A 22,582-nucleotide genomic window follows, 5' to 3' on the forward strand; every position below is an offset into this window, starting at 1 on the left:
CCCTGGGAAGGGGAGCGATGTTCAACGCCTTCGAGGAACTGTTCGCCCCCGGCCGTAAACACACCCATGACGAGCAGAAACGCCTGGAACTGACCCGGGAGGACGTCGGCGACGCCGACCCCGGGCGCGGGCCGATAGACCTCGCCTCCGGCAAGGTCACGGTGCGCCCGCCGACGCCCCCTGAGGACGAGGCCGAGGAGGACTGACGGGCGGCTAGCTCACCCGGAGTTCCAGGATGCGGTCGTCGCCGTCCTTGGGGTCGCCCCGGCCGTCCGTGTTGCTGGTGACCAGCCACAGCTTGTCGCCGCCCGCCGGGACGACCGTGCGCAGCCGGCCGTACTCGCCCTCCAGGAAGGCCTGCGGATCCGCCGACGCCTCCGTGCCCTTCAGGGGTGTGCGCCACAGTCGCTGCCCGCGCAGGCCCGCCATCCAGATCGACCCCTCCGCGAAGGCGATGCCGCTCGGTGAGGCCTCGTCCGTGCTCCACTGTGCGACCGGGTCGTGGAAGCCGCCGTCGTCGGACCTGCCCTCCGCCTCCGGCCAGCCGTAGTTGTCGCCCGGCTCGATCGCGTTCAGCTCGTCCCAGGTGTTCTGGCCGAACTCCGAGGCGAACAGCCGCTGCTTGCCGTCCCAGGCCAGACCCTGCACGTTGCGGTGCCCGTACGAGTACACGGGGGAGCCGGGGAACGGGTTGCCCGGGGCCGGCTCGCCCTCCGGGGTCAGCCGGAGGATCTTGCCGCCCAGGGACTCCTTGTCCTGGGACAGGCCCGTGTCCCCGCTCTCACCCGTGCCCACGTACAGCATCCTGTCGGGGCCGAAGGCGATCCGGCCGCCGTTGTGGATCACGCCCTTCGGGATGCCCCTGAAGACCGTGTCGGGCTCGCCCAGCTGTTGCCCCGCGGGCTTGTCCTCGTCGTGGATCAGGCGCACGACGCGGTTGTCCGAGGCGGAGGTGAAGTAGGCGTAGATCATGCGGTCCGAGGCGTACTCGGGGGAGAGGGCGATGCCGAGCAGGCCGCCCTCGCCGGACGGCGACACCCCCGGCACCTCGCCCAGCTCCGTCTTCTTCCCGGTCCTGCCGTCGACCCGGGTGATCGTCGCCTCGTCCCGGGAGGAGACCAGGAGGTCGCCGCCGGGGATCGGGGCCAGGCCCCAGGGGCTCTCCAGGCCCGTCGCGACCGTGCGTGCCACCGTCACCGAGCCCTTCGCGGGTGGTGTCGGCTCCGCGGGCCGCTCGGGGGCGGACGACCGGGCCGCCGTGTCCCCCGGGGTGGCGCTGCCGTCTCCGCCCGGTGATCCCCCGTCGTCGGAGGAGCAGCCGGCCGTCAGCAGGAGCGCGGCGGCGGCCAGTACGGCCGTCACGGCTCGATGTCGCACGATCTTGTCCCTTCGACGCGGCGGGTTCTACCTGTCATACACCGCTCGCGCCTCCCAGGTTCCCGAACGCCCGACCTCGAACCACGCGCCCGGGCGGCGCCACCGTCCGCCGCCCGCAGTCCGTGTGGCCCCGCCGTCCGGTGCCGCCCGCCGGAGTCGGCTCTGGTCCCGTCCCGCGGCCCCGGCACCACCGTGGGCCCCGCTCAGTCCCACGACCCCTGCGCGGGAGGCAGTTCCGCGATCTCCGCGAGGTCCTGTTCCGTCAGGCGCAGATCCGCCGCCGCCGCGTTCTCCGTCACCCACCGTTCGCGCTTGGTGCCGGGGACCGGGATCACCTGGCGGCCCCGGCTGAGCACCCAGGCCAGGGCCACCTGCGCCGGGGTGACGTGCTCGCCGTGCCGACGGGCGACGCGGCGCAGTCCGACCACGATGGGCTGGTTCGCGGCCATCATCTCGGCCGTGAAGCGTGGGTGCCGGGCGCGCAGGTCGTCCGCCTCGAAGCCCACGCCGGGCGTCAGCGTGCCGGTCAGGAAGCCGTTGCCCAGCGGCATCGCGGCCAGAAAACCGATCCCCCGGGTCTCGCACCACGGCAGCAGCGTCTCCAGCGCCTCCGGCGACCACACGGACAGCTCCGCCTCCACCGCGCTCACCGGGAAGACCTGCTGCACCCGCTCCAGCTGCCGCACGGTCGCGTCGTGCAGCCGCGCCCCCGGCCGCCGGGACGAGCGCGCGCCCACCGCGCACAGTCCCAACGCCCGCACCTTCCCGGCCTGTACGAGCTCCGCCATGGCGCCCCAGGTCTCCTCGACCGGGACCTCCGGGTCGGCGCGGTGCAGCTGGTAGAGGTCGATGACATCGGTCTGGAGCCGGCGCAGGGACGCGTCGCAGGCCCGTCTCACGTACCCGGGCCGGCCGTTGGCCACGATGTGCTGGTCGCCCACCAGCAGACCGACCTTCGTCGACACGAAGGCGTCGGAGCGCCGCTCCCTCAGCACCCGTCCCAAGAGCAGCTCGTTGGTGAACGGGCCGTACATGTCGGCGGTGTCGAGGAGGGTCGAGCCCGAGTCCAGGGCCCGGTGCACCGCCCTGAGCGACTCCTCGCCGCGCTGCCGGGACGTGCTGTAGGCCCAGTTCATCGGCATGCACCCGAGCCCTACGGCCCCCACCGCGAGCGCCGCCGCGCCGATCGTCCTGCGCTCCACCTGCTCGTGACCCTCCCTCTCCGGTCCCCCAACCTAACCTCTGCCGTGGACCGCCCCTGAACTAGCCTCCCGACCATGACTGCTGCTGACGTATGGCTCCCCATCCCGCCGGACGAGATCGACGGCCTGCCCGAGGGTCCCCGCTACCGCTTCTGGGACGGCGGTGAGGAGTTCCCCGCAGACCCGGCCGACTGCGCCTTCTACGTCGTGCCGTACATGAAGCCCGCCGGGGTCGGTGTGCGGCCGATGGCGCTGATGCGCTCCGTGCGGGTCGTGCAGACCCTGTCGGCAGGCACCGATCACGTGGAACCGGGGCTGAAGCACCTGCCGCCGGGCGTGCGCCTGTGCAATGCGCGCGGGGTCCACGAGGCCAGCACCGCCGAGCTCACGCTCGCGCTGATCCTGGCCTCCCTGCGGGGCATCCCGGGTTTCGTGCGGGCCCAGGACAAGGGGGAGTGGCGCGGCGGGTTCCGGCCGGCGCTCGCCGACAAGAACGTGCTCATCGTGGGGTACGGCTCGATCGGCGCGGCCATCGAGGACCGGCTCGTTCCGTTCGAACTCGCGCGGGTGGCGCGCGTCGCGCGCTCCGCGCGCACCACGGAGCGCGGCCCGGTGCATCCGCTCACCGAACTGCCCTCTCTGCTCCCGGAGGCCGACGTCGTCGTCCTCTCCACCCCGTTGACCGAGACCACCCGGCATCTCGTGGACGCCGGTTTCCTGGCCCGCATGAAGGACGGCGCCCTGCTCGTGAACGTGGCCCGCGGAGGCGTCGTCGACACCAAGGCGCTGCTCACCGAGCTGGAGACCGGGCGCATCACCGCGGCGCTCGACGTCACGGACCCCGAACCGCTTCCCGCGGACCACCCCTTGTGGCGGGCGCCGGGCGTGCTCGTCACCCCGCACGTGGGCGGACCGACGTCCGCCTTCCTGCCGCGCGCCGAGCGGTTGCTGCGTGAACAGTTGAGCCGTTTCGTGAACCAGGAGGAACTCGGCAACGTGGTCCTGGTGACGGGAGCGGGAGACCTGTAATCCGCTTCGAGTACCGTCCGCGTTGTTCCGGGCGCGGTGGGTACTCATACATCTGTTGATGGTCACGCAGCGTAGAGAACCTATGTCCCTGAGTGACGAGACTGGTGTATCGTCCCGACAGGGGCTGCGCCGCCGACCAACGGCGCGGGGGATGGACACGGAGACTGCGAGGGGGGCGACAGGCGATGCACGGCCCATGGACGAGCGATCCGACGCGCCACAGCCGTCGGAAGCGACACGGGCGCGCGGACGCGCGCGGCCGCGGTCACCACAGAGACCATCAGGGCCGGCCCGGGGGCCGGCCGGACGGTCCCGGTCCGCACCGGCACCGGCAGGCCGGCCGCAGGAGGCACGCCCACCCGGTGCTCCGGCGGCCGAGGGATCCGGGAGCCGCGCGTACCGGGAGGGACCGGTGAGCGCGCCCACCCCCACCTCGACCCTCGAAGGGGCGCTGCGCCCGCGGTCCGCCGCGCGGACGCCGCTCCCCGGTGCGCCGGCCGTCGACCCCCGGCCCGGCCCGGTGGCGCAGCTCGTCCTGGCGCTCGTCTGCGCGGCCTACGCCCTCGGTGCCGCGTTCGGCTGGGGCTCGGAGAAACTCGCGCTGATCATGGGTGACTTCGGGCTGAGCGCCGCGGCCGCTGCCGCCGCCGTGTCGTGCTTCGTGTACGCCCGCAACCCCAGGACCCGGTTCCGGCCCGCCTGGCTGCTGTTCGGCCTCTCCTCGGCCATGGCCTCCCTGGGCAACCTGGTCTGGGGCTGGTACGAGGTCGTGCTGGGCGTCGCCGTGCCCGACCCGAGCTACGCCGACCTGTTCTTCCTGTGCTTCGCGCCACCGGCCATCGTGGGACTGCTGGTGCTCGCCAAACGGCCGGTGACCAAGGCCGGCTGGGTCTGTCTCGCCCTCGACGCCTGGCTGATCGGAGGCTCCCTGCTCACCCTCGCGTGGAGCCTGGCCCTCGCCCAGGCCGCCCAGGCCGAGGGACCGGGCGTCGCGCACACCGCGCTGTCACTGGCGTACCCGCTGCTGGACATCGCCCTGGTCAGCATGGTGCTCGCGCTGCACTTCCGGCGCTCGGCGGTGAACCGGTCCGCGGTCAACACCGCGATCGGCGCGCTCGCGCTGACCGTGATGTGCGACGCCCTGTTCACCTCCCCTCTGCTCCACGCCGGCTACCGCTCCGGCCAGCTGCTCGACGCGGGCTGGTTCGCCGGGTCGCTGCTCCTGGCGTACGCCCCGTGGACCGCGCCGCGCGGGGGCCCGCCGGAGCGTGAGGGGCACACACGCGTGGTCCGCGAGCACCTGCCGGGGCGGCGCGGCGTGCCGGACCACCCGCGCCCGCCCGCGCCGAGCGCTGAGCACGCCAGGCATCCGCTCTCCCGGCCGATCGCCGGCTCGCTCGCCGCGCTCACGCCGTACCTCGCCGCGGCCGTGTGCACGCTGGGCATCCTCTACAACGTCCTCAACGGCCGCAGCGTCGACCGCGTCGTGCTGATCACCGGGGGCACCGTGGTGCTCGCTCTCGTCGTGCGCCAGGGCATCATGCTGCTCGACAACATCACCCTCACCCAGGAACTGGCGCAGAAGGAGAACCACTTCCGCTCCCTGGTGCAGGGCTCGAGCGACGTCATCATGATCGCCGCGCCCAGCGGCATCCTCCGCTACGTCTCCCCGGCCGCCGCCGGGGTGTACGGCCGCCCCGCGGAGGACCTGGTGGGGACCGAACTGGCAGGGCTCATCCACCCGGAGGACCTGAGCTGCGTCGTGCACGAGGTGCGCCGCTTCCTCGCCGCGAGCCCGGTCGAGGAACCCACCACCCGGATCGAGTGCCGCTTCCGCTCCGGCGACGGCGGCTGGCTGAACGTCGAGTCGACCGTCAACCGGCACCACGGCGGCCTCATCTTCAACAGCCGTGACGTGACCGAGAGAGTGCGGCTCCAGGCGCAGCTCCAGCACAACGCGGAGCACGACCCGCTCACCGACCTGCCCAACCGCGCCCTGTTCACCCGGCGCGTCCAGCAGGCGCTGTCCGGCCGCCGCGCCTCGGACCGCGGGGCCGCCCTCCGGGGCACCGCCGTGCTCTTCATCGACCTCGACGGCTTCAAGGGCGTCAACGACACCATCGGGCACCAGGCCGGGGACGAGCTGCTCGTCCAGGCCGCCCGCAGGCTCCAGGACGCGGTGCGCAAGGGCGACACCGCCGCCCGGCTGGGCGGCGACGAGTTCGCGGCCCTGATCGCCGGGGACGGCGTCCGCGACCGGGACGCCCGGGAGCGGCACATGCTGGAGCTCGCCGACCGGCTCAGAGGAACCCTGTCCCAGCCCTACCTCATCGACGGCAACGATGTCCGGGTCAACGCCTCCATCGGCGTCGCCTTCGCCGAACCAGGCATTGGGGCAGGCGAGTTGCTGCGCAACGCCGACCTCGCGATGTACCGGGCGAAGGCGGGGGGCAAGGGCCGGGTGGAGCTGTACAGGCCGCAGATGCAGCAGGACGTCGTCCGCAAGGCGGAGCTGGCCACACGGCTGCGCGCGGCGCTGCACCACGGTGAGTTCGCCCTGCTGCACCAGCCGGTGGTGTGTCTGGCGGACGGCCGGATCACCTCGGTCTGCGCGCAGGCGCGCTGGCGCTCCTCGCAGGGGGTGCTCTTCACGCCCGCGGAGTTCCTGCGGGTGGCCGAGGACAGTGAGAAGGCCGCCGAGCTGGGCCGGTGGGTGCTGGAGGAGGCCGTCGAGCAGGCCGCCGAGCGGCACGCGACGGGACTGCCCGTGCCGGTGGCCGTCCGGCTGAGCGCGCGCCGCCTGCTGGACCGGTCCTTGCCGCTCGGCTCGATCGAGGCCCTGCTCACCCGGCACGGCCTGCCGTCCGGTGCCCTGGTCGTCGAGCTGGCCGACACCGACCCCCGGGTACCGCTCGACGAGCTGGAGCGCCGGCTGGCCGTGCTCAAGCGGCTCGGGGTCCGGGTCGCACTCGACGGCTTCGGCGGCGGCGTCGCGGCGATCACGGCCCTGCGGCGGCTCCCCGTCGACGTACTCAAGCTCGACCGCAGCCTGGTCGACGGCGTCGTGGAGTCCGCGCGGCTGCACAAGATCACCAGCGGGCTGCTGCGGATCGCCTCCGACCTCGGGATGCAGTCGGTAGCCGTCGGCGTGGACCTGCCCGAGCAGGCGGCGGCACTGCGCGCGATGGGCTGCACCCACGGGCAGGGCATGGCCTTCTCCGGGCCGCTGGACGAGTACCGGCTGCGCAGAGCGCTGGCCGCCGGGCACTACCCGGTGCCGTACGGGACGGCCGAGCCCGTCCTCACGGGCGGCGGGCCGGGGGTGTACTCCACGGGAGTGACCGCCGTCCTCGAAGCGGGTACGGTGCTCCGCTCACATAATGAGACTCCCGTCCCACCCACTTGACAGTGGGTGTGCGGCGGGGGGAGGGTCAGTGCCATGCGCACCCGAATTCTCGTACTTGGACAGCGCGTCGGCTGACGCTGAGCCAGATCGCTCAGCGGCCACCACCCGACGCGCTTCCCCTCGCTTGCCTTTCGGCACGAGGGGTTTTTTGTTGCACAGGCACCTGCCGAGCAGCACGCGTAACCCGCACGAACTTCGCAGAACACCCTCAGCATCGAGAAGAGAAGCCGATGACCGAGCAGGCCACCGGGGCCCATCACCCGCAGCCGCGGCCCCGATCCGGAGGACATCAGTCCGCCCCCGTCGAGCACGTCACGGGTGCGCAGTCCCTCATTCGCTCTCTCGAGGAGGTCGGCGCCGACACCGTATTCGGCATTCCCGGCGGTGCGATCCTTCCCGCCTACGACCCGCTGATGGACTCGACCCGGGTGCGCCACGTCCTGGTCCGGCACGAGCAGGGCGCCGGCCACGCGGCCACGGGCTACGCGCAGGCCACCGGCAGGGTGGGCGTCTGCATGGCGACCTCGGGACCCGGTGCCACCAACCTGGTCACGCCGATCGCGGACGCGCACATGGACTCCGTGCCCATGGTCGCGATCACCGGCCAGGTCGCTTCCAAGGCGATCGGCACGGACGCCTTCCAGGAGGCGGACATCGTCGGCATCACCATGCCGATCACCAAGCACAACTTCCTCGTCACCAAGGCCGAGGACATCCCGCGGGTGATCGCGCAGGCGTTCCACATCGCCTCCACCGGCCGCCCCGGCCCGGTGCTGGTCGACATCGCCAAGGACGCCCTCCAGGCGAGGACCACCTTCTCCTGGCCGCCCACCATGGACCTGCCCGGCTACCGGCCCGTCACCAAGCCGCACGCCAAGCAGATCCGCGAGGCCGCCAAGCTGATCACCGCCGCCAGGCGCCCGGTCCTCTACGTCGGCGGCGGGGTCCTCAAGGCCCGCGCCACCGCCGAACTGAAGGTCCTCGCCGAACTCACCGGAGCTCCCGTCACCACCACCCTGATGGGACTCGGCGCATTCCCCGACAGCCACGAGCTGCACGTGGGGATGCCGGGCATGCACGGAGCGGTCACCGCCGTCACCGCGCTGCAGAAGGCCGACCTGATCGTCGCCCTCGGAGCCCGCTTCGACGACCGCGTCACCGGCAAGCTGGACAGCTTCGCCCCGTACGCCAAGATCGTCCACGCCGACATCGACCCGGCGGAGATCGGCAAGAACCGCGCCGCCGACGTGCCGATCGTCGGTGACGCCCGCGAAGTCCTCGCCGACCTCATCCAGGCCGTCCAGAAGGAGCACGCCGAGGGCAACCGCGGCGACTACACCGCCTGGTGGAAGGACCTCAACCGCTGGCGCGAGACCTACCCGCTCGGTTACGACCAGCCCGAGGACGGCTCGCTCTCCCCGCAGCAGGTCATCGAGCGCATCGGGCAGCTGGCGCCGGAGGGCACGATCTTCGCGGCCGGCGTCGGCCAGCACCAGATGTGGGCCGCGCACTTCATCGAGTACGACAGGCCCGCCACCTGGCTGAACTCCGGCGGCGCCGGAACGATGGGCTACGCGGTCCCGGCCGCCATGGGCGCCAAGGCGGGTGCCCCCGACCGTGCCGTGTGGGCGATCGACGGCGACGGCTGCTTCCAGATGACCAACCAGGAGCTCACCACCTGCGCCCTGAACAACATCCCGATCAAGGTCGCCATCATCAACAACGGCGCCCTCGGGATGGTCCGCCAGTGGCAGACCCTCTTCTACAACCAGCGGTACTCCAACACGGTGCTGCACTCCGGCCCCGGCGCGGACACCACCGAGAAGAGCGCCGGCACCCGCGTCCCCGACTTCGTGAAGCTGTCGGAGGCCATGGGCTGCCACGCGATCCGCTGCGAGGACCCGGCCGATCTCGACAAGGTCATCGAGGAGGCGAACTCGATCAACGACCGCCCGGTCGTCGTGGACTTCATCGTCCACGAGGACGCGATGGTGTGGCCGATGGTCGCCGCCGGCACCTCCAACGACGAGATCATGGCCGCCCGGGACGTCCGCCCCGACTTCGGCGACAACGAAGACGACTGAGAGCCGTAAAGGAAGCAGATCCATGTCCAAGCACACGCTCTCCGTCCTGGTGGAGAACACTCCCGGCATCCTGGCCCGGATCGCCGCCCTGTTCTCCCGCCGCGGCTTCAACATCGACTCCCTCGCCGTCGGAGTGACCGAGCACCCCGACATCTCCCGCATCACCATCGTGGTGAGCGTCGAGGAGTTCCCCCTGGAGCAGGTCACCAAGCAGCTCAACAAGCTCGTCAACGTGCTGAAGATCGTCGAGCTCGAACCCGGGCAGGCCGTCCAGCGCGAACTCGTTCTGGTGAAGGTGCGCGCGGACAACGAGACGCGCTCCCAGATCGTCGAGATCGTCCAGCTGTTCCGCGCCAAGACGGTGGACGTCTCCCCGGAGGCCGTGACCATCGAGGCCACCGGCAGCAGCGACAAGCTGTCCGCGATGCTCAAGATGCTGGAGCCGTTCGGCATCAAGGAGCTCGTCCAGTCCGGCACGATCGCGATCGGACGCGGCGCCCGTTCCATCACGGACCGGTCGCTGCGCGCTCTGGACCGGTCGGCGTAGGACCCGAACGGGCGGCCGGCCGCGACCCGGCCGCCCGTATTCCGAGACTCCGAACCTTCCCCTTCCCCCGCCGTCATACGGTGGGACGCAACACCTGCACTCAAGGAGAGAACCCAAAGTGGCCGAGCTGTTCTACGACGCCGACGCCGACCTGTCCATCATCCAGGGCCGCAAGGTCGCGGTCATCGGTTACGGCAGCCAGGGCCACGCCCACGCCCTGTCGCTGCGCGACTCCGGCGTCGACGTGCGCGTCGGTCTGCACGAGGGCTCCAAGTCCAGGGCCAAGGCCGAGGAGCAGGGCCTGCGCGTGGTGAGCCCGTCCGAGGCCGCCGCCGAGGCCGACGTCATCATGATCCTCGTGCCGGACCCGATCCAGGCCGAGGTCTACGAGAAGCACATCAAGGACAACCTGAAGGACGGCGACGCCCTGTTCTTCGGCCACGGCCTGAACATCCGCTACGGCTTCATCAAGCCCCCGGCCGGCGTGGACGTCTGCATGGTCGCCCCCAAGGGCCCCGGCCACCTGGTGCGCCGTCAGTACGAGGAGGGCCGCGGCGTTCCCTGCATCGCCGCCGTCGAGCAGGACGCCACGGGCAACGCCTTCGCGCTGGCCCTGTCGTACGCCAAGGGCATCGGCGGTACCCGCGCGGGCGTCATCAAGACGACGTTCACCGAGGAGACCGAGACCGACCTGTTCGGCGAGCAGGCCGTCCTCTGCGGTGGCACCGCCGCGCTGGTCAAGGCGGGCTTCGAGACCCTGACCGAGGCCGGTTACCAGCCGGAGATCGCCTACTTCGAGTGCCTGCACGAGCTGAAGCTGATCGTGGACCTCATGTACGAGGGCGGCCTGGAGAAGATGCGCTGGTCGATCTCCGAGACCGCCGAGTGGGGCGACTACGTCACCGGCCCGCGGATCATCACCGACGCCACCAAGGCCGAGATGAAGAAGGTCCTCGCCGAGATCCAGGACGGCACCTTCGCCAGGAACTGGATGGACGAGTACCACGGCGGTCTGAAGAAGTACAACGAGTACAAGAAGCAGGACTCCGAGCACCTGCTGGAGACCACCGGCAAGGAGCTGCGCAAGCTCATGAGCTGGGTCGACGAGGAGGCCTGAGCCTCACGCCCCGAAGGGCCGGAGCGGCATGCTCCGGCCCTTCGGGCGAACCCGGGGTAACGTCGGTGGTACGGCGTTGTCCCTCCCGTCCCCCCACGGACGGGTGATCCTTCCGCAGCGGCGTAAGACGACGCCCTCGGCGCCACTAGACTGCTGCACTACATACGCGTCAGGCCCACAGCGTCGTGCGTCTTCCACGCGGCTAGCACTTCTTCACCGCCTGCGGCCGTCGGGACGGCCGTCCGCATTGGACTTGTGAGGACTCACGTGAGCTCGAAACCCGTCGTACTCATCGCTGAAGAGCTGTCGCCCGCCACCGTCGACGCCCTCGGCCCGGACTTCGAGATCCGCCACTGCAACGGCGCGGACCGTGCCGAGCTGCTCCCGGCCATCGCCGAGGTGGACGCGATTCTGGTCCGCTCGGCCACCAAGGTCGACGCCGAGGCGATCGCCGCCGCCCGCCGGCTCAAGGTCGTCGCCCGCGCCGGCGTCGGTCTCGACAACGTGGACGTCTCCGCCGCCACCAAGGCCGGCGTGATGGTCGTCAACGCCCCCACCTCGAACATCGTCACCGCCGCCGAGCTGGCCTGTGGTCTGATCGTCGCCACCGCGCGCAACATCCCGCAGGCCAACGCCGCGCTGAAGAACGGCGAGTGGAAGCGGAGCAAGTACACGGGCGTCGAGCTCGCCGAGAAGACCCTCGGCGTCGTGGGTCTGGGGCGGATCGGCGCCCTCGTCGCCCAGCGCATGTCCGCGTTCGGCATGAAGGTCGTCGCCTACGACCCCTACGTGCAGCCCGCGCGGGCCGCGCAGATGGGCGTCAAGGTGCTGTCGCTGGACGAGCTGCTCGAGGTCTCCGACTTCATCACCGTCCACCTGCCCAAGACCCCCGAGACCCTCGGTCTGATCGGCGACGAGGCGCTGCGCAAGGTCAAGCCGGGCGTGCGTGTCATCAACGCCGCGCGCGGCGGCATCGTCGACGAGGAGGCGCTGTACTCGGCGCTGAAGGAGGGCCGGGTCGCCGGCGCGGGCCTGGACGTGTACGCCAAGGAGCCGTGCACGGACTCCCCGCTGTTCGAGTTCGACCAGGTCGTCTGCACCCCGCACCTCGGCGCCTCGACCGACGAGGCCCAGGAGAAGGCCGGTGTCGCCGTCGCCCGCTCGGTGCGTCTCGCGCTCGCCGGCGAGCTGGTCCCCGACGCGGTGAACGTACAGGGCGGCGTCATCGCCGAGGACGTCAAGCCGGGCCTGCCGCTCGCCGAGCGCCTCGGCCGGATCTTCACCGCGCTCGCCGGTGAGGTCGCGGTCCGCCTCGACGTCGAGGTGTACGGCGAGATCACCCAGCACGACGTGAAGGTGCTGGAGCTGTCCGCGCTCAAGGGCGTCTTCGAGGACGTCGTCGACGAGACGGTCTCCTACGTCAACGCCCCGCTGTTCGCCCAGGAGCGCGGTGTCGAGGTCCGGCTGACCACCAGCTCGGAGTCGGCCGACCACCGCAACGTCGTCACCGTGCGCGGCACCCTCTCCGGCGGCGAGGAGATCTCGGTCTCCGGCACGCTGGCCGGTCCCAAGCACGTCCAGAAGATCGTCGCGGTCGGCGAGTACGACGTCGACCTCGCGCTCGCCGACCACATGGTCGTCCTGCGCTACGAGGACCGTCCGGGTGTCGTCGGCACCGTGGGCCGCATCCTCGGTGAGGCGGGCATCAACATCGCGGGCATGCAGGTCGCCCGGGCGACGGTCGGCGGCGAGGCGCTCGCCGTGCTGACGGTCGACGACACGGTGTCCCCCGGGGTGCTGGGCGAGCTGGCGGCCGAGATCGGCGCTACGTCGGCCCGCTCGGTCAACCTGGTCTGAGAGTCCCGGGGGTTCCGCCCCCGAACCCCGTTCACCCCGAACGGGCCGTCCTCACACGCCGGACGGGCTGAGTGTCTCAGCCTGTCCGGCGTTTTCCGTGGGCGCCTGCGGACGCACCCGGATGTGCCGCAGGCCGGCGGCCGCCGGCACCGCCGCCCCGAGGAGCAGCACCGCACCCGCGATCGCGGCGCCCCGCATCCCGCTGGTGAACGCCTCCCGCGCGGCCGTCGCCAGGGGGATGGGCGACGCCTTCGACGGGGACGGGACGGTCGACGGTGCCGAGCCGGGCTCCCTGGAGCGGTTCGAGCGGGTGGGGGCGAACATCATCGGGACCATGAAGGACCCGGGCTCGGTGTGGCGGCTCAGCATGGAGGTCCTGGCCCTCGGCTACCGGCTCCCGGAGGTGCGCGACCGTCTCGCTGCGGCGCAGCGCGAGGCCGGGCGCGGACTGGTTCCGCTGCTGATGGGCGGCCGGGAGGAGGACGTGTCCGACGAGACCGCGGACACCCTCGGCATGTTCTACGTGACGCTGATGACGGGCCTCATCGCCCAGTGGACCTTCGACCCGGGCACCGCCCCCGACGCCGCACAGCTCACCGCCGGCCTTCGCCGGGTGATCGGGGCGGCCGCCGCAGACGGTGCGCCTTGAGCGCCATGTGCAGCAGCAGGCGGTCCTCCCCGTCGTCCAGGTCCAGGCCCGTGAGCTGCTCGATCCGGGACAGGCGGTAGTAGAGGGTCTGCCGGTGGATGCCCAGCTCGGCCGCCGCGCGACCGGCCTGGCCCGCGCGGTCGAGGTAGACCTCGGCGGTGCGGGCCAGTTCCGTCTGCGCGGGGGAGAGCAGCGGGCTGACGGCGGGATCGCGGGCGGCCGCGGGGGGCAGCGCGGTCAGCAGCCGGAAGGGGCCGATCGACGCCCACTGGGCGACCGGACCGAGCCGGGGTTCGGCCAGTGCCGCCCGCGCCGACGCCGAGGCCTCCTCCCAGGCCCTGCCCAGGTCGGCGAGGCCCGCGCGGGGCGCGGCGATCCCGGCCGCCCGCGGGGGGCCGCCGTCCCCGGCGCGCTCCAGCAGCCGGGAGGCCGCCGACGTCGCCGGGGCCGGCGCGTCCGTCGAGCGCAGTCGCAGCAGCAGGGCCAGGGACAGGCCACCCCCCACTGCCTCAGGGGCGTGGGAGGCACCCCCGGCCCCACCGGCACCCCCGGAACCCCCGGCACCCCACGGCAGGGTGCACAGCGCCGTCGCGCCCGGCACGGTACGGACCGACGGGGCGTCGTCGGGGCCGGCGGAGGGCCAGGGCGCGACGCACACCACCGTGTGCGGACCGTCGGCGCGGTCGCCGAGTGCGGTGCGCAGCTCGGCGACCGCCATCTCCCTCTGCCAGTCCCGCTCCGCGGTCAGCACCGCCCGCAGTTCGCGGGTGAGGTCGGCGCCGTGCTGGGCCTCGTCCGCGAGCAGGGCCCCGATCCGCGCCGTCACCCGCATGGCCGCGTCCAGTTGCTGCGGTGAGGGGCCCGGGTCGTAGTCGAGCAGCCAGACGTAACCGAGGACGACTCCCCTGTGGCGTACCGGCAGACAGACGCGTCCGCGGTGCACGCCCGCCTCCGGGGTGCGCGGAATGCGTACCGGGCCCGTCGCGCGCGTGATGCCGAAGCCCTCGAACCAGGCGCGGACGGCGGCGGTCGAACGGCGGGTCAGGATCGAGCGGGTGCGCACGGGGTCCAGCGCCGACGGATCGAGGTCGCCCTCGCTGTCGTACGCCCCGAACGCGATCAGCTCGAAATCCCGGTTCTCCAGGGTCGCCGGAGCGCCCAGCAGCTCGGAGATCTCGTCCACCAGCTCCTGGTAGTCGTCCCGGTGTTCCGACGTCACCCGGGCATTGTGTCGCACATCCGGCAGCCTTCATACATCTGTCTGAGATCTCCGGCACGGATGCGTGACAGGTGTCGATGGCCCAGGATCGGGGTCATCCTTAGGTTTCACGGTGGTTCTCCGTGCCGTACCCGGGACGTCGGGTGACGGCCTCATGCACTCGTGGAGGTGCCCCGTGCTGGGTCCCGTGATTCTCGCCGCGTCGCGCAGCGACCGGATGCGACGCCTGATCTCGGCGGCCCCGGTGACCAAGCAGGTCGTCGACCGCTTCATCCCCGGCGAGACCGTCGACGAGATCCTGCCGATCATCCAGGAGCTCACCGGCAAGGGCCTGGAACTCACCATGGACGTCGTCGGCGAGGACATCACCACTCCCGGGCAGGCCGCCGCCGCGCGCGACGCGTACCTGGAGCTGATCGACCGGCTGAAGCCGCTGGAGCTCGGCACCCGCGCCGAGATGTCGGTGAAGCTGTCGATGTTCGGCCAGGCCCTCCCCGGCGGCCACGAGCTGGCGCTCGCCAACGTCCGCCCGGTCGTCGAGGCCGCGGCCGAGATCGGCACCACCGTCACGCTGGACGCCGAGGACCACACCACCCTCGACTCGATGTTCGCCATCCACGAGGAGCTGCGCAAGGACGCCCCGCAGACGGGCTGCGTCATCCAGGCCTACCTCTTCCGCACCGAGGAGGACGCGCGCCGCCTCGCCGCGGCCGGCAGTCGCGTACGGTTGGTGAAGGGCGCCTACAAGGAGCCCGCCGAAGTCGCCCACCAGCAGAAGCACGAGATCGACAAGGCGTACGTGCGCATCCTGCGGACGCTGATGGAGGGCGAGGGGTACCCGATGATCGGTTCCCACGACCCGCGTCTGATCTCCATCACCCAGGAACTGGCCCGCACCGCCGGGCGCAAGCCCGACGAGTACGAGTTCCAGATGCTCTACGGCATCCGCGGCGACGAGCACCTGCGGCTGGCCGCCGAGGGCCACCGCATGCGCGTCTACACGGCCTACGGCACCGACTGGTACGGCTACTTCATGAGGCGTCTGGCGGAGAAGCCGGCGAACCTGAGCTTCTTCCTGCGCAGCATGATCACCAAGGGCTGAGACCACACCGCTCACGACAAGGAGTTACGCCACCCATGGACGCTGTGACCCAGGTCCCCACCCCCGTCAACGAGCCGGTGCACGGCTACGCTCCCGGGACGCCCGAGCGTGCCCGGCTGGAGGCCAAGCTCAAGGAGCTGGCCGACAACCCCATCGACCTGCCCTGCACCATCGGCGGCGAGAAGCGGATGGGCGGCGGCGAGCGCTTCGACGTCGTGCAGCCGCACCACCACAAGGCCCGCCTGGGCACGTACGCCAACGCCACCCAGCAGGACGCCCGGGACGCCATCGACGCGGCCCTCGCCGCCGCGCCCGCCTGGCGCGCGATGTCCTTCGACGACCGCGCGGCGATCATCCTGCGGGCTGCCGAGCTGCTGGCCGGCCCGTGGCGCGAGACCATCGCCGCCTCCACCATGCTGGGCCAGTCCAAGACGGCTCAGCAGGCCGAGATCGACAGCCCCTGCGAGCTGGTCGACTTCTGGCGCTTCAACGTCCACTACGCGCGCGGCATCCTCGCCGAGCAGCCCCCGGCCAACTCCCCGGGCGTGTGGAACCGCCTCGACCACCGCCCGCTCGAGGGCTTCGTGTACGCGATCACGCCGTTCAACTTCAGCGCCATCGCGGCCAACCTGCCCACCGCTCCCGCGCTGATGGGCAACGTGGTGGTCTGGAAGCCGTCCCCGACCCAGACCCACGCCGCCGTGCTGCTGATGCAGCTGCTTGAGGAGGCCGGTCTGCCCAAGGGCGTCATCAACCTCGTCACCGGCGACGGCCTCGAGGTCTCCGAGGTCGCACTGGAGCACCGGGACCTGGCCGGCATCCACTTCACCGGCTCGACCAAGACCTTCCAGCACCTGTGGAAGACGGTCGGCAACAACATCGAGAAGTACCGCACCTACCCGCGCCTGGTCGGCGAGACCGGCGGCAAGGACTTCGTCGTCGCCCACCCCAGTGCCGACCGCGCGATCCTCAAGACCGCCCTGACCCGCGGTGCCTTCGAGTACCAGGGCCAGAAGTGCTCGGCGACCTCCCGCGCCTACGTCCCGGCGTCGATCTGGAACTCCGGCTTCAAGGAGGAGTTCGCCGCCGAGGTCGACGGCATCAGGATGGGTGACGTCACCGACCTGTCCAACTTCATCGGCGCCGTCATCGACGAGCGGTCCTTCGCCAAGAACAAGGCCGCCATCGACCGTGCCAAGGAGGACGCGTCCTGCACGATCGTCGCGGGCGGCTCCTACGACGACTCCGAGGGCTGGTTCGTCCGCCCGACCGTCATCGAGTGCGACGACCCGGAGAACGAGGTGTTCCGCACCGAGTACTTCGGCCCGATCCTCGCCGTGCACGTCTACGACGACGAGAAGTACGACGAGATGCTGACCCAGATGGAGTCGGTGTCGGACTACGCGCTGACCGGCTCGGTCATCGCAGGCGACCGTGCGGCGGCGGCGTACACGATGGACAAGCTGCGCTACGCGGCCGGCAACTTCTACATCAACGACAAGTCGACCGGGGCTGTCGTCGGCCAGCAGCCCTTCGGCGGCGGCCGTGCCTCCGGCACCAACGACAAGGCCGGTGCCCCGCAGAACCTGATGCGCTGGACGCTGACCCGCGCCATCAAGGAGACGCTGGTCCCGCCGACCGACTACACGTACCCGCACATGGGCTGACCTCCCGCGCGTACCACCGGGGCCGGGCCGTCCTCGACGGGCCCGGCCCCGGTGTCTGTCAGGGGGTGAGGCGGCGGGCGAGGAAGTCCCGCATGAGGGCGGCGATCCGGTCCGCGTGGGTCTCCAGGGCGAAGTGGCCGGTGGGCAGGAGGTGGACCTCAGCTTCCGGCAGGTCGCGCTGGAAGGCGAGGGCGCCGGCCGGCACGAAGATCTCGTCGTGGGCACCCCAGGTGGCCAGCAGCGGGACCCGGCTCTCGCGGAAGTACGCCTGGAAGGCCGGGTAGAGGGCGATGTTGGACCCGTAGTCGGAGATCAGGTCGAGCTGGATCTCCGCCTGGCCGGGGCGGGCGATGAGCGCCGCGTCGTGCTCGTAGGCGTCCGGGCTGACCAGACTCGGGTCCGGAACGCCGTGCAGGTACTGCCACTTGATCCCGTCGAGCGTGTAGATCTCACGCACCGGGGCCTCGGTCTCGGGCGTGCGGTGCGCGACGAGGTCGAGCACGGGTGCCCAGGCCTCCTTGCCGAGGCCCTCCTCGTAGGCGTTGCCGTTCTGGGTGACGACCGCGGTGACGCGGTCGGGGTGGGCCAGGGCGAGGCGCAGCCCGATGGGGGCGCCGTAGTCCTGCACGTAGAGCGCGAACCGGTCGAGTCCCAGCGTCTCGGTGAACTCCCCGGTGAGCGCGGCCAGCGTCTCGAAGGTGTACGCGAAGTCGGTGGGCGGGGGTGTGGCCGACCGGCCGAACCCGACGTGGTCGGGGGCGACGACCCGGTACCGGTCGGCGAGGAGCGGGATCAGGTCCCGGAACATGTGCGAACTGCTGGGAAAGCCGTGCAGCAGCAGGAGCACCGGGGCGTCGGCGGGGCCGGCCTCGCGGTAGGCGATCTCGTGGCCCTGGACGGTGACGGTGCGATGGGCTGTGGGCATATCGGCGACCCTAACCTCTGAATGTTGCATGAGTGGTTACGGAGCTAGTCCATCACGGACTGCTCTAACCGGTCAACCGATTAATGGTGGTTAGTTTCAGGGTTGCCGTCTCAGATAGTAGGAAGTCCGAGTACTTGTGCAGACAGGCGCTGCCGGCTCCCCTAACTTTGTAGAAGCCGAACGACTCGCTCGATCAAGCGAATGGCGGTCGTGAGCAAGGCCCCGTGCAGGCAACCCCTGCGGCCGGTGCTCCCCGCCCCACCCGGCGTCTCGTAACCCCCTCCCCGTCCGTACTCCAGGCATGTCGAAGGAGTCGATGCACCATGGCCGAGACGACCGTCCGCCGCCGCGTCCGCCACACCCCCCGCACCAGCGAATCCGACCGCAAGAACGCCGCGGCCGCCCTCCAGCGCGCGCTCGACCGCAGGGACAACGGCGGCTCGACCGGCCACTGACACGCCCACGCGTCCGCATGCCGGACGCCGTATGTCATCCCGTGGGACGAGGAGTAGGGTGCCCGCATGTCTCGCAGCATCAATCTCGCAGTGATCCCCGGTGACGGCATCGGCCAGGAGGTCGTGGCCGAAGGCCTGAAGGTCCTCTCCGCCGTCCTTCCGCAGGATGTGAAGCTGGAGACCAAGGACTACGACTTCGGCGCCAAGCGCTACCACGCCACCGGTGAGACCCTCACCGACACCGACCTCGCCGAGCTGAAGCGGCACGACGCCATCCTGCTCGGCGCCATCGGCGACCCGTCGGTCCCCTCCGGTGTCCTCGAGCGCGGCTTCCTGCTCAAGCTCCGCTTCGCCTTCGACCACCACGTCAACCTGCGTCCGTCGAAGCTCCTCCCGGGTGTCGCCACCCCGCTCGCCGGCCAGCCCGCGATCGACTTCGTCGTCGTCCGCGAGGGAACCGAGGGGCCGTACACGGGCAACGGCGGCACCATCCGCAAGGGCACGCCGCACGAGGTGGCCACCGAGGTCTCCGTCAACACGGCCTTCGGTGTCGAGCGCGTGGTCCGCGACGCCTTCGCCCGCGCCCAGGCCCGGCCCCGCAAGAAGCTCACGCTGGTCCACAAGAACAACGTGCTGACGTTCGCCGGCCACCTGTGGACGAACGTCTTCACCAAGGTGGCCGAGGAGTACCCCGAGGTCACCACCGACTACATCCACGTCGACGCCGCGACGATCTACCTCGTCACCGACCCGGCCCGCTTCGACGTCATCGTCACCGACAACCTCTTCGGTGACATCATCACCGACCTCGCCGCGGCCGTCTCCGGCGGCATCGGTGTCGCCGCGAGCGGGAACATCAACCCCTCCGGCGAGTTCCCGTCCATGTTCGAGCCCGTGCACGGCTCGGCCCCGGACATCGCCGGCCAGGGCAAGGCCGACCCCAGCGCCACGGTCCTGTCCGTCGCCCTCCTCCTGCGCCACCTCGGTCACGACGCCGAGGCCGCCCGGATCGAGGAGGCCGTCTCCGCCGACCTCGCGCAGCGCGGCGCCCTGCCCGCCCGCAGCACCTCGGAGATCGGCGACGCGCTCGCCGCGCGAGTAGCCGGCTGACCCGGCGCCCCTCGACACCCGGGGCCTGCCGCCGAACTCCCGCCTGCTCGGCGGTGTCCGGCGCGCACGCCCCCCCCGCCGCCGGGTCGCATCCGCGCCCGGCGGCTTCCCCCTGTCCCCGCCGGGTGCCACCATCGACCACCGGGCCGCATTCACCCTGTTTCTTCCGCGACAGCCTCCGGGCGATAATCGAACGCGGAGCCGCGGAATGAGGGAATGCTCGGACGACCTGGTACTGGCCACCGGCCGTACGGGCGTGAGCGCGGCCCGTCACTACAACCGGTGAAGGACAACCACTCATGACGACGCCCACGATCGAGCTCAAGCCCTCGGCCCACCCGCTCTCGGACGCAGAGCGCGAGGCGATCCTGACCAGCCCCGGATTCGGCCGCCACTTCACCGACCACATGGTGACGATCAAGTGGACCGAGGGCCGCGGCTGGCACGACGGCCAGCTCGTCCCGTACGCGCCGATCTCCCTCGACCCGGCGACCACCGTGCTGCACTACGCGCAGGAGATCTTCGAGGGCCTCAAGGCCTACCGCCAGCCCGACGGCTCCGTGGCCACCTTCCGCCCCGAGAAGAACGCCGAGCGTTTCCAGCGCTCCGCCAAGCGGCTCGCGATGCCCGAACTGCCGGTCGAGACCTTCATCGAGGCGTGTGACGCGCTCGTCGCCCAGGACAAGGCGTGGGTGCCGGCGCACGGCGGCGAGGAGTCCCTCTACCTGCGTCCGTTCATGATCGCGACCGAGGTCGGGCTCGGAGTGAAGCCGGCCAACGAATACCTGTTCCTGGTCATCGCCTCGCCGGCCGGCGCGTACTTCCCCGGCGGGGTGAAGCCGGTCTCCATCTGGGTCTCCGAGGACCGGGTCCGCGCCGTCCCCGGCGGCATGGGTGACGCCAAGACCGGCGGCAACTACGCGGCCTCCCTGCTCGCCCAGGCCGAGGCCGCGGCCAAGGGGTGCGACCAGGTCTGCTACCTCGACGCCGTGGAGCACAAGTGGGTCGAGGAACTGGGCGGCATGAACCTGTACTTCGTGTACGGCGACAGGATCGTGACGCCCACCCTGACCGGCTCGATCCTGGAGGGCGTCACCCGTGACTCCCTGCTGGGCGTCGCCCGCGACCTCGGGTACGAGGCGGTCGAGGAGCGGGTCTCCGCCGAGCAGTGGCAGCGCGACTCGGAGAACGGCAGCCTCACCGAGGTCTTCGCCTGCGGTACGGCGGCCGTCATCACCCCGGTCGGAACCGTGAAGCGGGACGGCACCCAGTGGCAGCAGAGCGGGGGCGAGCCCGGTGAGGTCACCCTCCGGCTGCGTCAGGCGCTCCTCGACATCCAGCGGGGCACGGCCGAGGACCGGCACGGCTGGATGCACAAGCTGGGCTAGGCCCCGACACGTCGGGTCACCGGGATCCGGCCCCCGGTGACGCTGCGTGTTCACCCGGGTGGGTGACGTGAAGGGGCGGGGGTGTGCGCGAGCGGGTGACATGAGGAGCGTCCGCGCCCAGAAGGGTGCGCGTCGCCCCGGAAGGAGCCTTCTCGTGTCCCATCGTCCGATACGTACGCTCGCAGTGGGTCTGTGTGCGCTGGCCGCCGTCGTTCCGGCGGCGCCGGCCCTTGCTGCCCCGGCCGGCGGAGCGCCTCCGGCTCCGCACACCTCCGGTCGGGCCCTGCACGCGCAGACGCTCGCCGACCTGGCCACGGCCATGCAGGGCGAGGCGTACGCCTACGCCTCCTACGGCCTCTTCGCCGCCGAGGCCCGCCGCCAGGGCCTGCCGGCCGTCGCCCGGCTCTTCCGCTCCACCGCACGGACCGAGCTGAACGAGCACCTGCGCGAGGCGGCCGGCCTGGCCGGAACCGTCGGATCCAACGCGGCCAACCTGCGTCAGGCCATCGACGGCGAGACCTACGAGCACCAGGTCATGTACCGCCGTTTCGCCGACCAGGCCCGGCAGGACGGCGACCTCGAGGCCGCGGAGCTCTTCAGCGAGATCGCCGCGGACGAGGGCCGCCACCGCGACGCCTTCCGCGCGGCCCTGGAGGCCGTGACCACGGGCGGCGGAACCGTCCCGGCACCGCCGGTGGCCGACACGGTCGAGGTCCCCGCGGGGCCGCCGAAGGTGAAGGCCGCCCGCACCAGGGCCAACCTGGACACCGCCATGCACGGTGAGGCGCTCGCCCACGCCAAGTACAGGATCTTCGCCGCCCACGCCCGGCAGACCGGGCGTCCGGCGCTGGCCCGCCTGTGGGAGGGCACGGCCGAGGTCGAACTGCGGGAGCACTTCGCAGGCGAGGCGGTCCTGGCCGGTCTGGTGCGCGGCGCCAAGGACGACCTGAGCAAGGCCATCGCCGGTGAACGCCACGAGGCGACCGTGGTGTACCCGGAGTTCGCCGAGCGGGCCACCGCCGTCGGTGACACCGCCGCCGCCCGCTTCTTCCGCGACACCGCGGGGGACGAGGCCCGGCACGCCGCCGCATTCCAGAGGGCGCTCGACCGGCTGGCCTGACCGCCCCGGGCCGCACCCGGGGGCCGTACGCGTCACGCGGGACCGGTCCGGCCGGCCTACGCCTCCCGCGGGCCGGCCTGACTGCCGCGGGCGCGTCACGCCCGGCACCGGACCGGTCGTGCGGGGGACGCGGAGCCGGCGTCGCCCGGGCACGACCCCCGCCTCGTGCCGGACGACGCCGGCGGCCCCCACGCCGGCTTCGTCCGCCGCCGGTGCTGAACACCCACCGCCCGCATCCTGAGACGGATCGTGAGCACGGGGGCTGCTTGTGCCACACTTCCCCCGTGCTCTCGTTCGCCACGATTATTGGCAGCAGGCGCGCCGGTCC

General features: G+C 71.5%; 18 protein-coding genes. 14 read left to right on the forward strand and 4 right to left on the reverse strand.

Annotated features, from left to right (window positions below; genetic code table 11):
• The first annotated feature begins 17 nt into the window (after positions 1–17).
• Positions 18–206: a DUF6191 domain-containing protein gene (locus BU52_RS13380; protein ID WP_037933137.1), complete on the forward strand. Its 189-nt coding sequence runs from the start codon at positions 18–20 to the stop codon at positions 204–206.
• A gap of 7 nt (positions 207–213) precedes the next feature.
• Here the strand turns inward: BU52_RS13380 and BU52_RS13385 are convergent, their stop codons facing one another.
• Both BU52_RS13385 and BU52_RS13390 read right to left on the reverse strand, forming a co-directional pair.
• Positions 214–1,377, reverse strand: a complete 1,164-nt coding sequence (locus BU52_RS13385; RefSeq protein WP_235216326.1) for a PQQ-dependent sugar dehydrogenase — start codon at positions 1,375–1,377, stop codon at positions 214–216.
• Positions 1,378–1,580: 203 nt separating this feature from the next.
• Positions 1,581–2,579 carry an aldo/keto reductase gene (locus tag BU52_RS13390; RefSeq protein ID WP_037933142.1) on the reverse strand — a complete coding sequence of 333 codons (999 nt, stop codon included), beginning with the start codon at positions 2,577–2,579 and terminating at the stop codon, positions 1,581–1,583.
• A gap of 75 nt (positions 2,580–2,654) precedes the next feature.
• Between BU52_RS13390 and BU52_RS13395 the strand changes: the two genes are divergently transcribed.
• The 7 genes from BU52_RS13395 to BU52_RS13425 all read left to right on the forward strand — a co-directional run bounded on the left by BU52_RS13395 (position 2,655) and on the right by BU52_RS13425 (position 13,268).
• Positions 2,655–3,608 (forward strand): 2-hydroxyacid dehydrogenase, encoded by a 954-nt coding sequence (locus tag BU52_RS13395; protein WP_037933144.1) that lies wholly within the window; start codon positions 2,655–2,657, stop codon positions 3,606–3,608.
• A gap of 412 nt (positions 3,609–4,020) precedes the next feature.
• Positions 4,021–7,014: a putative bifunctional diguanylate cyclase/phosphodiesterase gene (locus BU52_RS13400; RefSeq protein WP_037933146.1), complete on the forward strand. Its 2,994-nt coding sequence runs from the start codon at positions 4,021–4,023 to the stop codon at positions 7,012–7,014.
• Positions 7,015–7,244: 230 nt separating this feature from the next.
• A complete protein-coding gene (locus BU52_RS13405) occupies positions 7,245–9,098 on the forward strand; it encodes an acetolactate synthase large subunit (RefSeq protein WP_037933150.1) in 1,854 nt (617 codons plus the stop codon).
• A gap of 22 nt (positions 9,099–9,120) precedes the next feature.
• Positions 9,121–9,645: an acetolactate synthase small subunit gene (gene ilvN, locus BU52_RS13410; protein WP_030216544.1), complete on the forward strand. Its 525-nt coding sequence runs from the start codon at positions 9,121–9,123 to the stop codon at positions 9,643–9,645.
• Between the two features lie 118 nt (positions 9,646–9,763).
• Positions 9,764–10,762: a ketol-acid reductoisomerase gene (gene ilvC, locus BU52_RS13415; RefSeq protein WP_037933153.1), complete on the forward strand. Its 999-nt coding sequence runs from the start codon at positions 9,764–9,766 to the stop codon at positions 10,760–10,762.
• Positions 10,763–11,029: 267 nt separating this feature from the next.
• Positions 11,030–12,619 (forward strand): phosphoglycerate dehydrogenase, encoded by a 1,590-nt coding sequence (gene serA / locus BU52_RS13420; protein ID WP_037933156.1) that lies wholly within the window; start codon positions 11,030–11,032, stop codon positions 12,617–12,619.
• Between the two features lie 121 nt (positions 12,620–12,740).
• Positions 12,741–13,268 (forward strand): TetR/AcrR family transcriptional regulator, encoded by a 528-nt coding sequence (locus tag BU52_RS13425; protein WP_235216327.1) that lies wholly within the window; start codon positions 12,741–12,743, stop codon positions 13,266–13,268.
• On the opposite strand, the gene BU52_RS13430 is transcribed toward BU52_RS13425, so the two are convergent.
• The gene (locus tag BU52_RS13430; RefSeq protein ID WP_051858164.1) at positions 13,213–14,487 is read right to left on the reverse strand and encodes a PucR family transcriptional regulator; all 1,275 of its coding nucleotides are present in this window, start codon (positions 14,485–14,487) and stop codon (positions 13,213–13,215) included. The two genes, BU52_RS13425 and BU52_RS13430, sit on opposite strands and share 56 nt — an antisense overlap.
• A gap of 175 nt (positions 14,488–14,662) precedes the next feature.
• On the opposite strand from BU52_RS13430, the gene BU52_RS13435 reads away from it, so the two are divergent.
• Both BU52_RS13435 and pruA read left to right on the forward strand, forming a co-directional pair.
• The gene (locus BU52_RS13435; RefSeq protein WP_037933159.1) at positions 14,663–15,589 is read left to right on the forward strand and encodes a proline dehydrogenase family protein; all 927 of its coding nucleotides are present in this window, start codon (positions 14,663–14,665) and stop codon (positions 15,587–15,589) included.
• Between the two features lie 35 nt (positions 15,590–15,624).
• A complete protein-coding gene (pruA, locus tag BU52_RS13440) occupies positions 15,625–17,256 on the forward strand; it encodes an L-glutamate gamma-semialdehyde dehydrogenase (protein ID WP_037933161.1) in 1,632 nt (543 codons plus the stop codon).
• Positions 17,257–17,314: 58 nt separating this feature from the next.
• Here pruA and BU52_RS13445 read toward each other — a convergent pair whose 3' ends face one another.
• Complete coding sequence (locus BU52_RS13445; RefSeq protein ID WP_037933163.1) at positions 17,315–18,181, reverse strand: alpha/beta fold hydrolase; 867 nt, start codon at positions 18,179–18,181, stop codon at positions 17,315–17,317.
• 323 nt (positions 18,182–18,504) lie between these two features.
• Here BU52_RS13445 and BU52_RS36820 point away from each other — a divergent pair, with 323 nt between their 5' ends.
• The 4 genes from BU52_RS36820 to BU52_RS13460 all read left to right on the forward strand — a co-directional run bounded on the left by BU52_RS36820 (position 18,505) and on the right by BU52_RS13460 (position 22,254).
• Positions 18,505–18,636 (forward strand): hypothetical protein, encoded by a 132-nt coding sequence (locus BU52_RS36820; protein WP_106979167.1) that lies wholly within the window; start codon positions 18,505–18,507, stop codon positions 18,634–18,636.
• A gap of 66 nt (positions 18,637–18,702) precedes the next feature.
• Positions 18,703–19,746, forward strand: coding sequence for a 3-isopropylmalate dehydrogenase (locus tag BU52_RS13450; protein ID WP_037933166.1), 1,044 nt, complete (start codon positions 18,703–18,705; stop codon positions 19,744–19,746).
• A 299-nt stretch (positions 19,747–20,045) separates the two neighbouring features.
• Positions 20,046–21,134 (forward strand): branched-chain amino acid aminotransferase, encoded by a 1,089-nt coding sequence (locus BU52_RS13455; protein ID WP_037933168.1) that lies wholly within the window; start codon positions 20,046–20,048, stop codon positions 21,132–21,134.
• A 154-nt stretch (positions 21,135–21,288) separates the two neighbouring features.
• Positions 21,289–22,254, forward strand: coding sequence for a ferritin family protein (locus tag BU52_RS13460; protein ID WP_235216328.1), 966 nt, complete (start codon positions 21,289–21,291; stop codon positions 22,252–22,254).
• Positions 22,255–22,582: the final 328 nt, after the last annotated feature.

The sequence above is a fragment of the Streptomyces toyocaensis genome (assembly GCF_000725125.1).
Lineage (GTDB): Bacteria > Actinomycetota > Actinomycetes > Streptomycetales > Streptomycetaceae > Streptomyces > Streptomyces toyocaensis.

Bases quoted from the DNA above. Each gene is read 5' to 3' on its own strand.
- BU52_RS13380 (WP_037933137.1), top strand. From the start codon at position 18: ATGTTCAACGCCTTCGAGGAACTGTTCGCCCCCGGCCGTAAACACACC.
- BU52_RS13395 (WP_037933144.1), top strand. From the start codon at position 2,655: ATGACTGCTGCTGACGTATGGCTCCCCATCCCGCCGGACGAGATCGAC.
- BU52_RS13405 (WP_037933150.1), top strand. From the start codon at position 7,245: ATGACCGAGCAGGCCACCGGGGCCCATCACCCGCAGCCGCGGCCCCGA.
- ilvN (WP_030216544.1), top strand. From the start codon at position 9,121: ATGTCCAAGCACACGCTCTCCGTCCTGGTGGAGAACACTCCCGGCATC.
- BU52_RS13425 (WP_235216327.1), top strand. From the start codon at position 12,741: ATGTGCCGCAGGCCGGCGGCCGCCGGCACCGCCGCCCCGAGGAGCAGC.
- pruA (WP_037933161.1), top strand. From the start codon at position 15,625: ATGGACGCTGTGACCCAGGTCCCCACCCCCGTCAACGAGCCGGTGCAC.
- BU52_RS13445 (WP_037933163.1), bottom strand. From the start codon at position 18,181: ATGCCCACAGCCCATCGCACCGTCACCGTCCAGGGCCACGAGATCGCC.
- BU52_RS36820 (WP_106979167.1), top strand. From the start codon at position 18,505: ATGGCCGAGACGACCGTCCGCCGCCGCGTCCGCCACACCCCCCGCACC.
- BU52_RS13450 (WP_037933166.1), top strand. From the start codon at position 18,703: ATGTCTCGCAGCATCAATCTCGCAGTGATCCCCGGTGACGGCATCGGC.
- BU52_RS13455 (WP_037933168.1), top strand. From the start codon at position 20,046: ATGACGACGCCCACGATCGAGCTCAAGCCCTCGGCCCACCCGCTCTCG.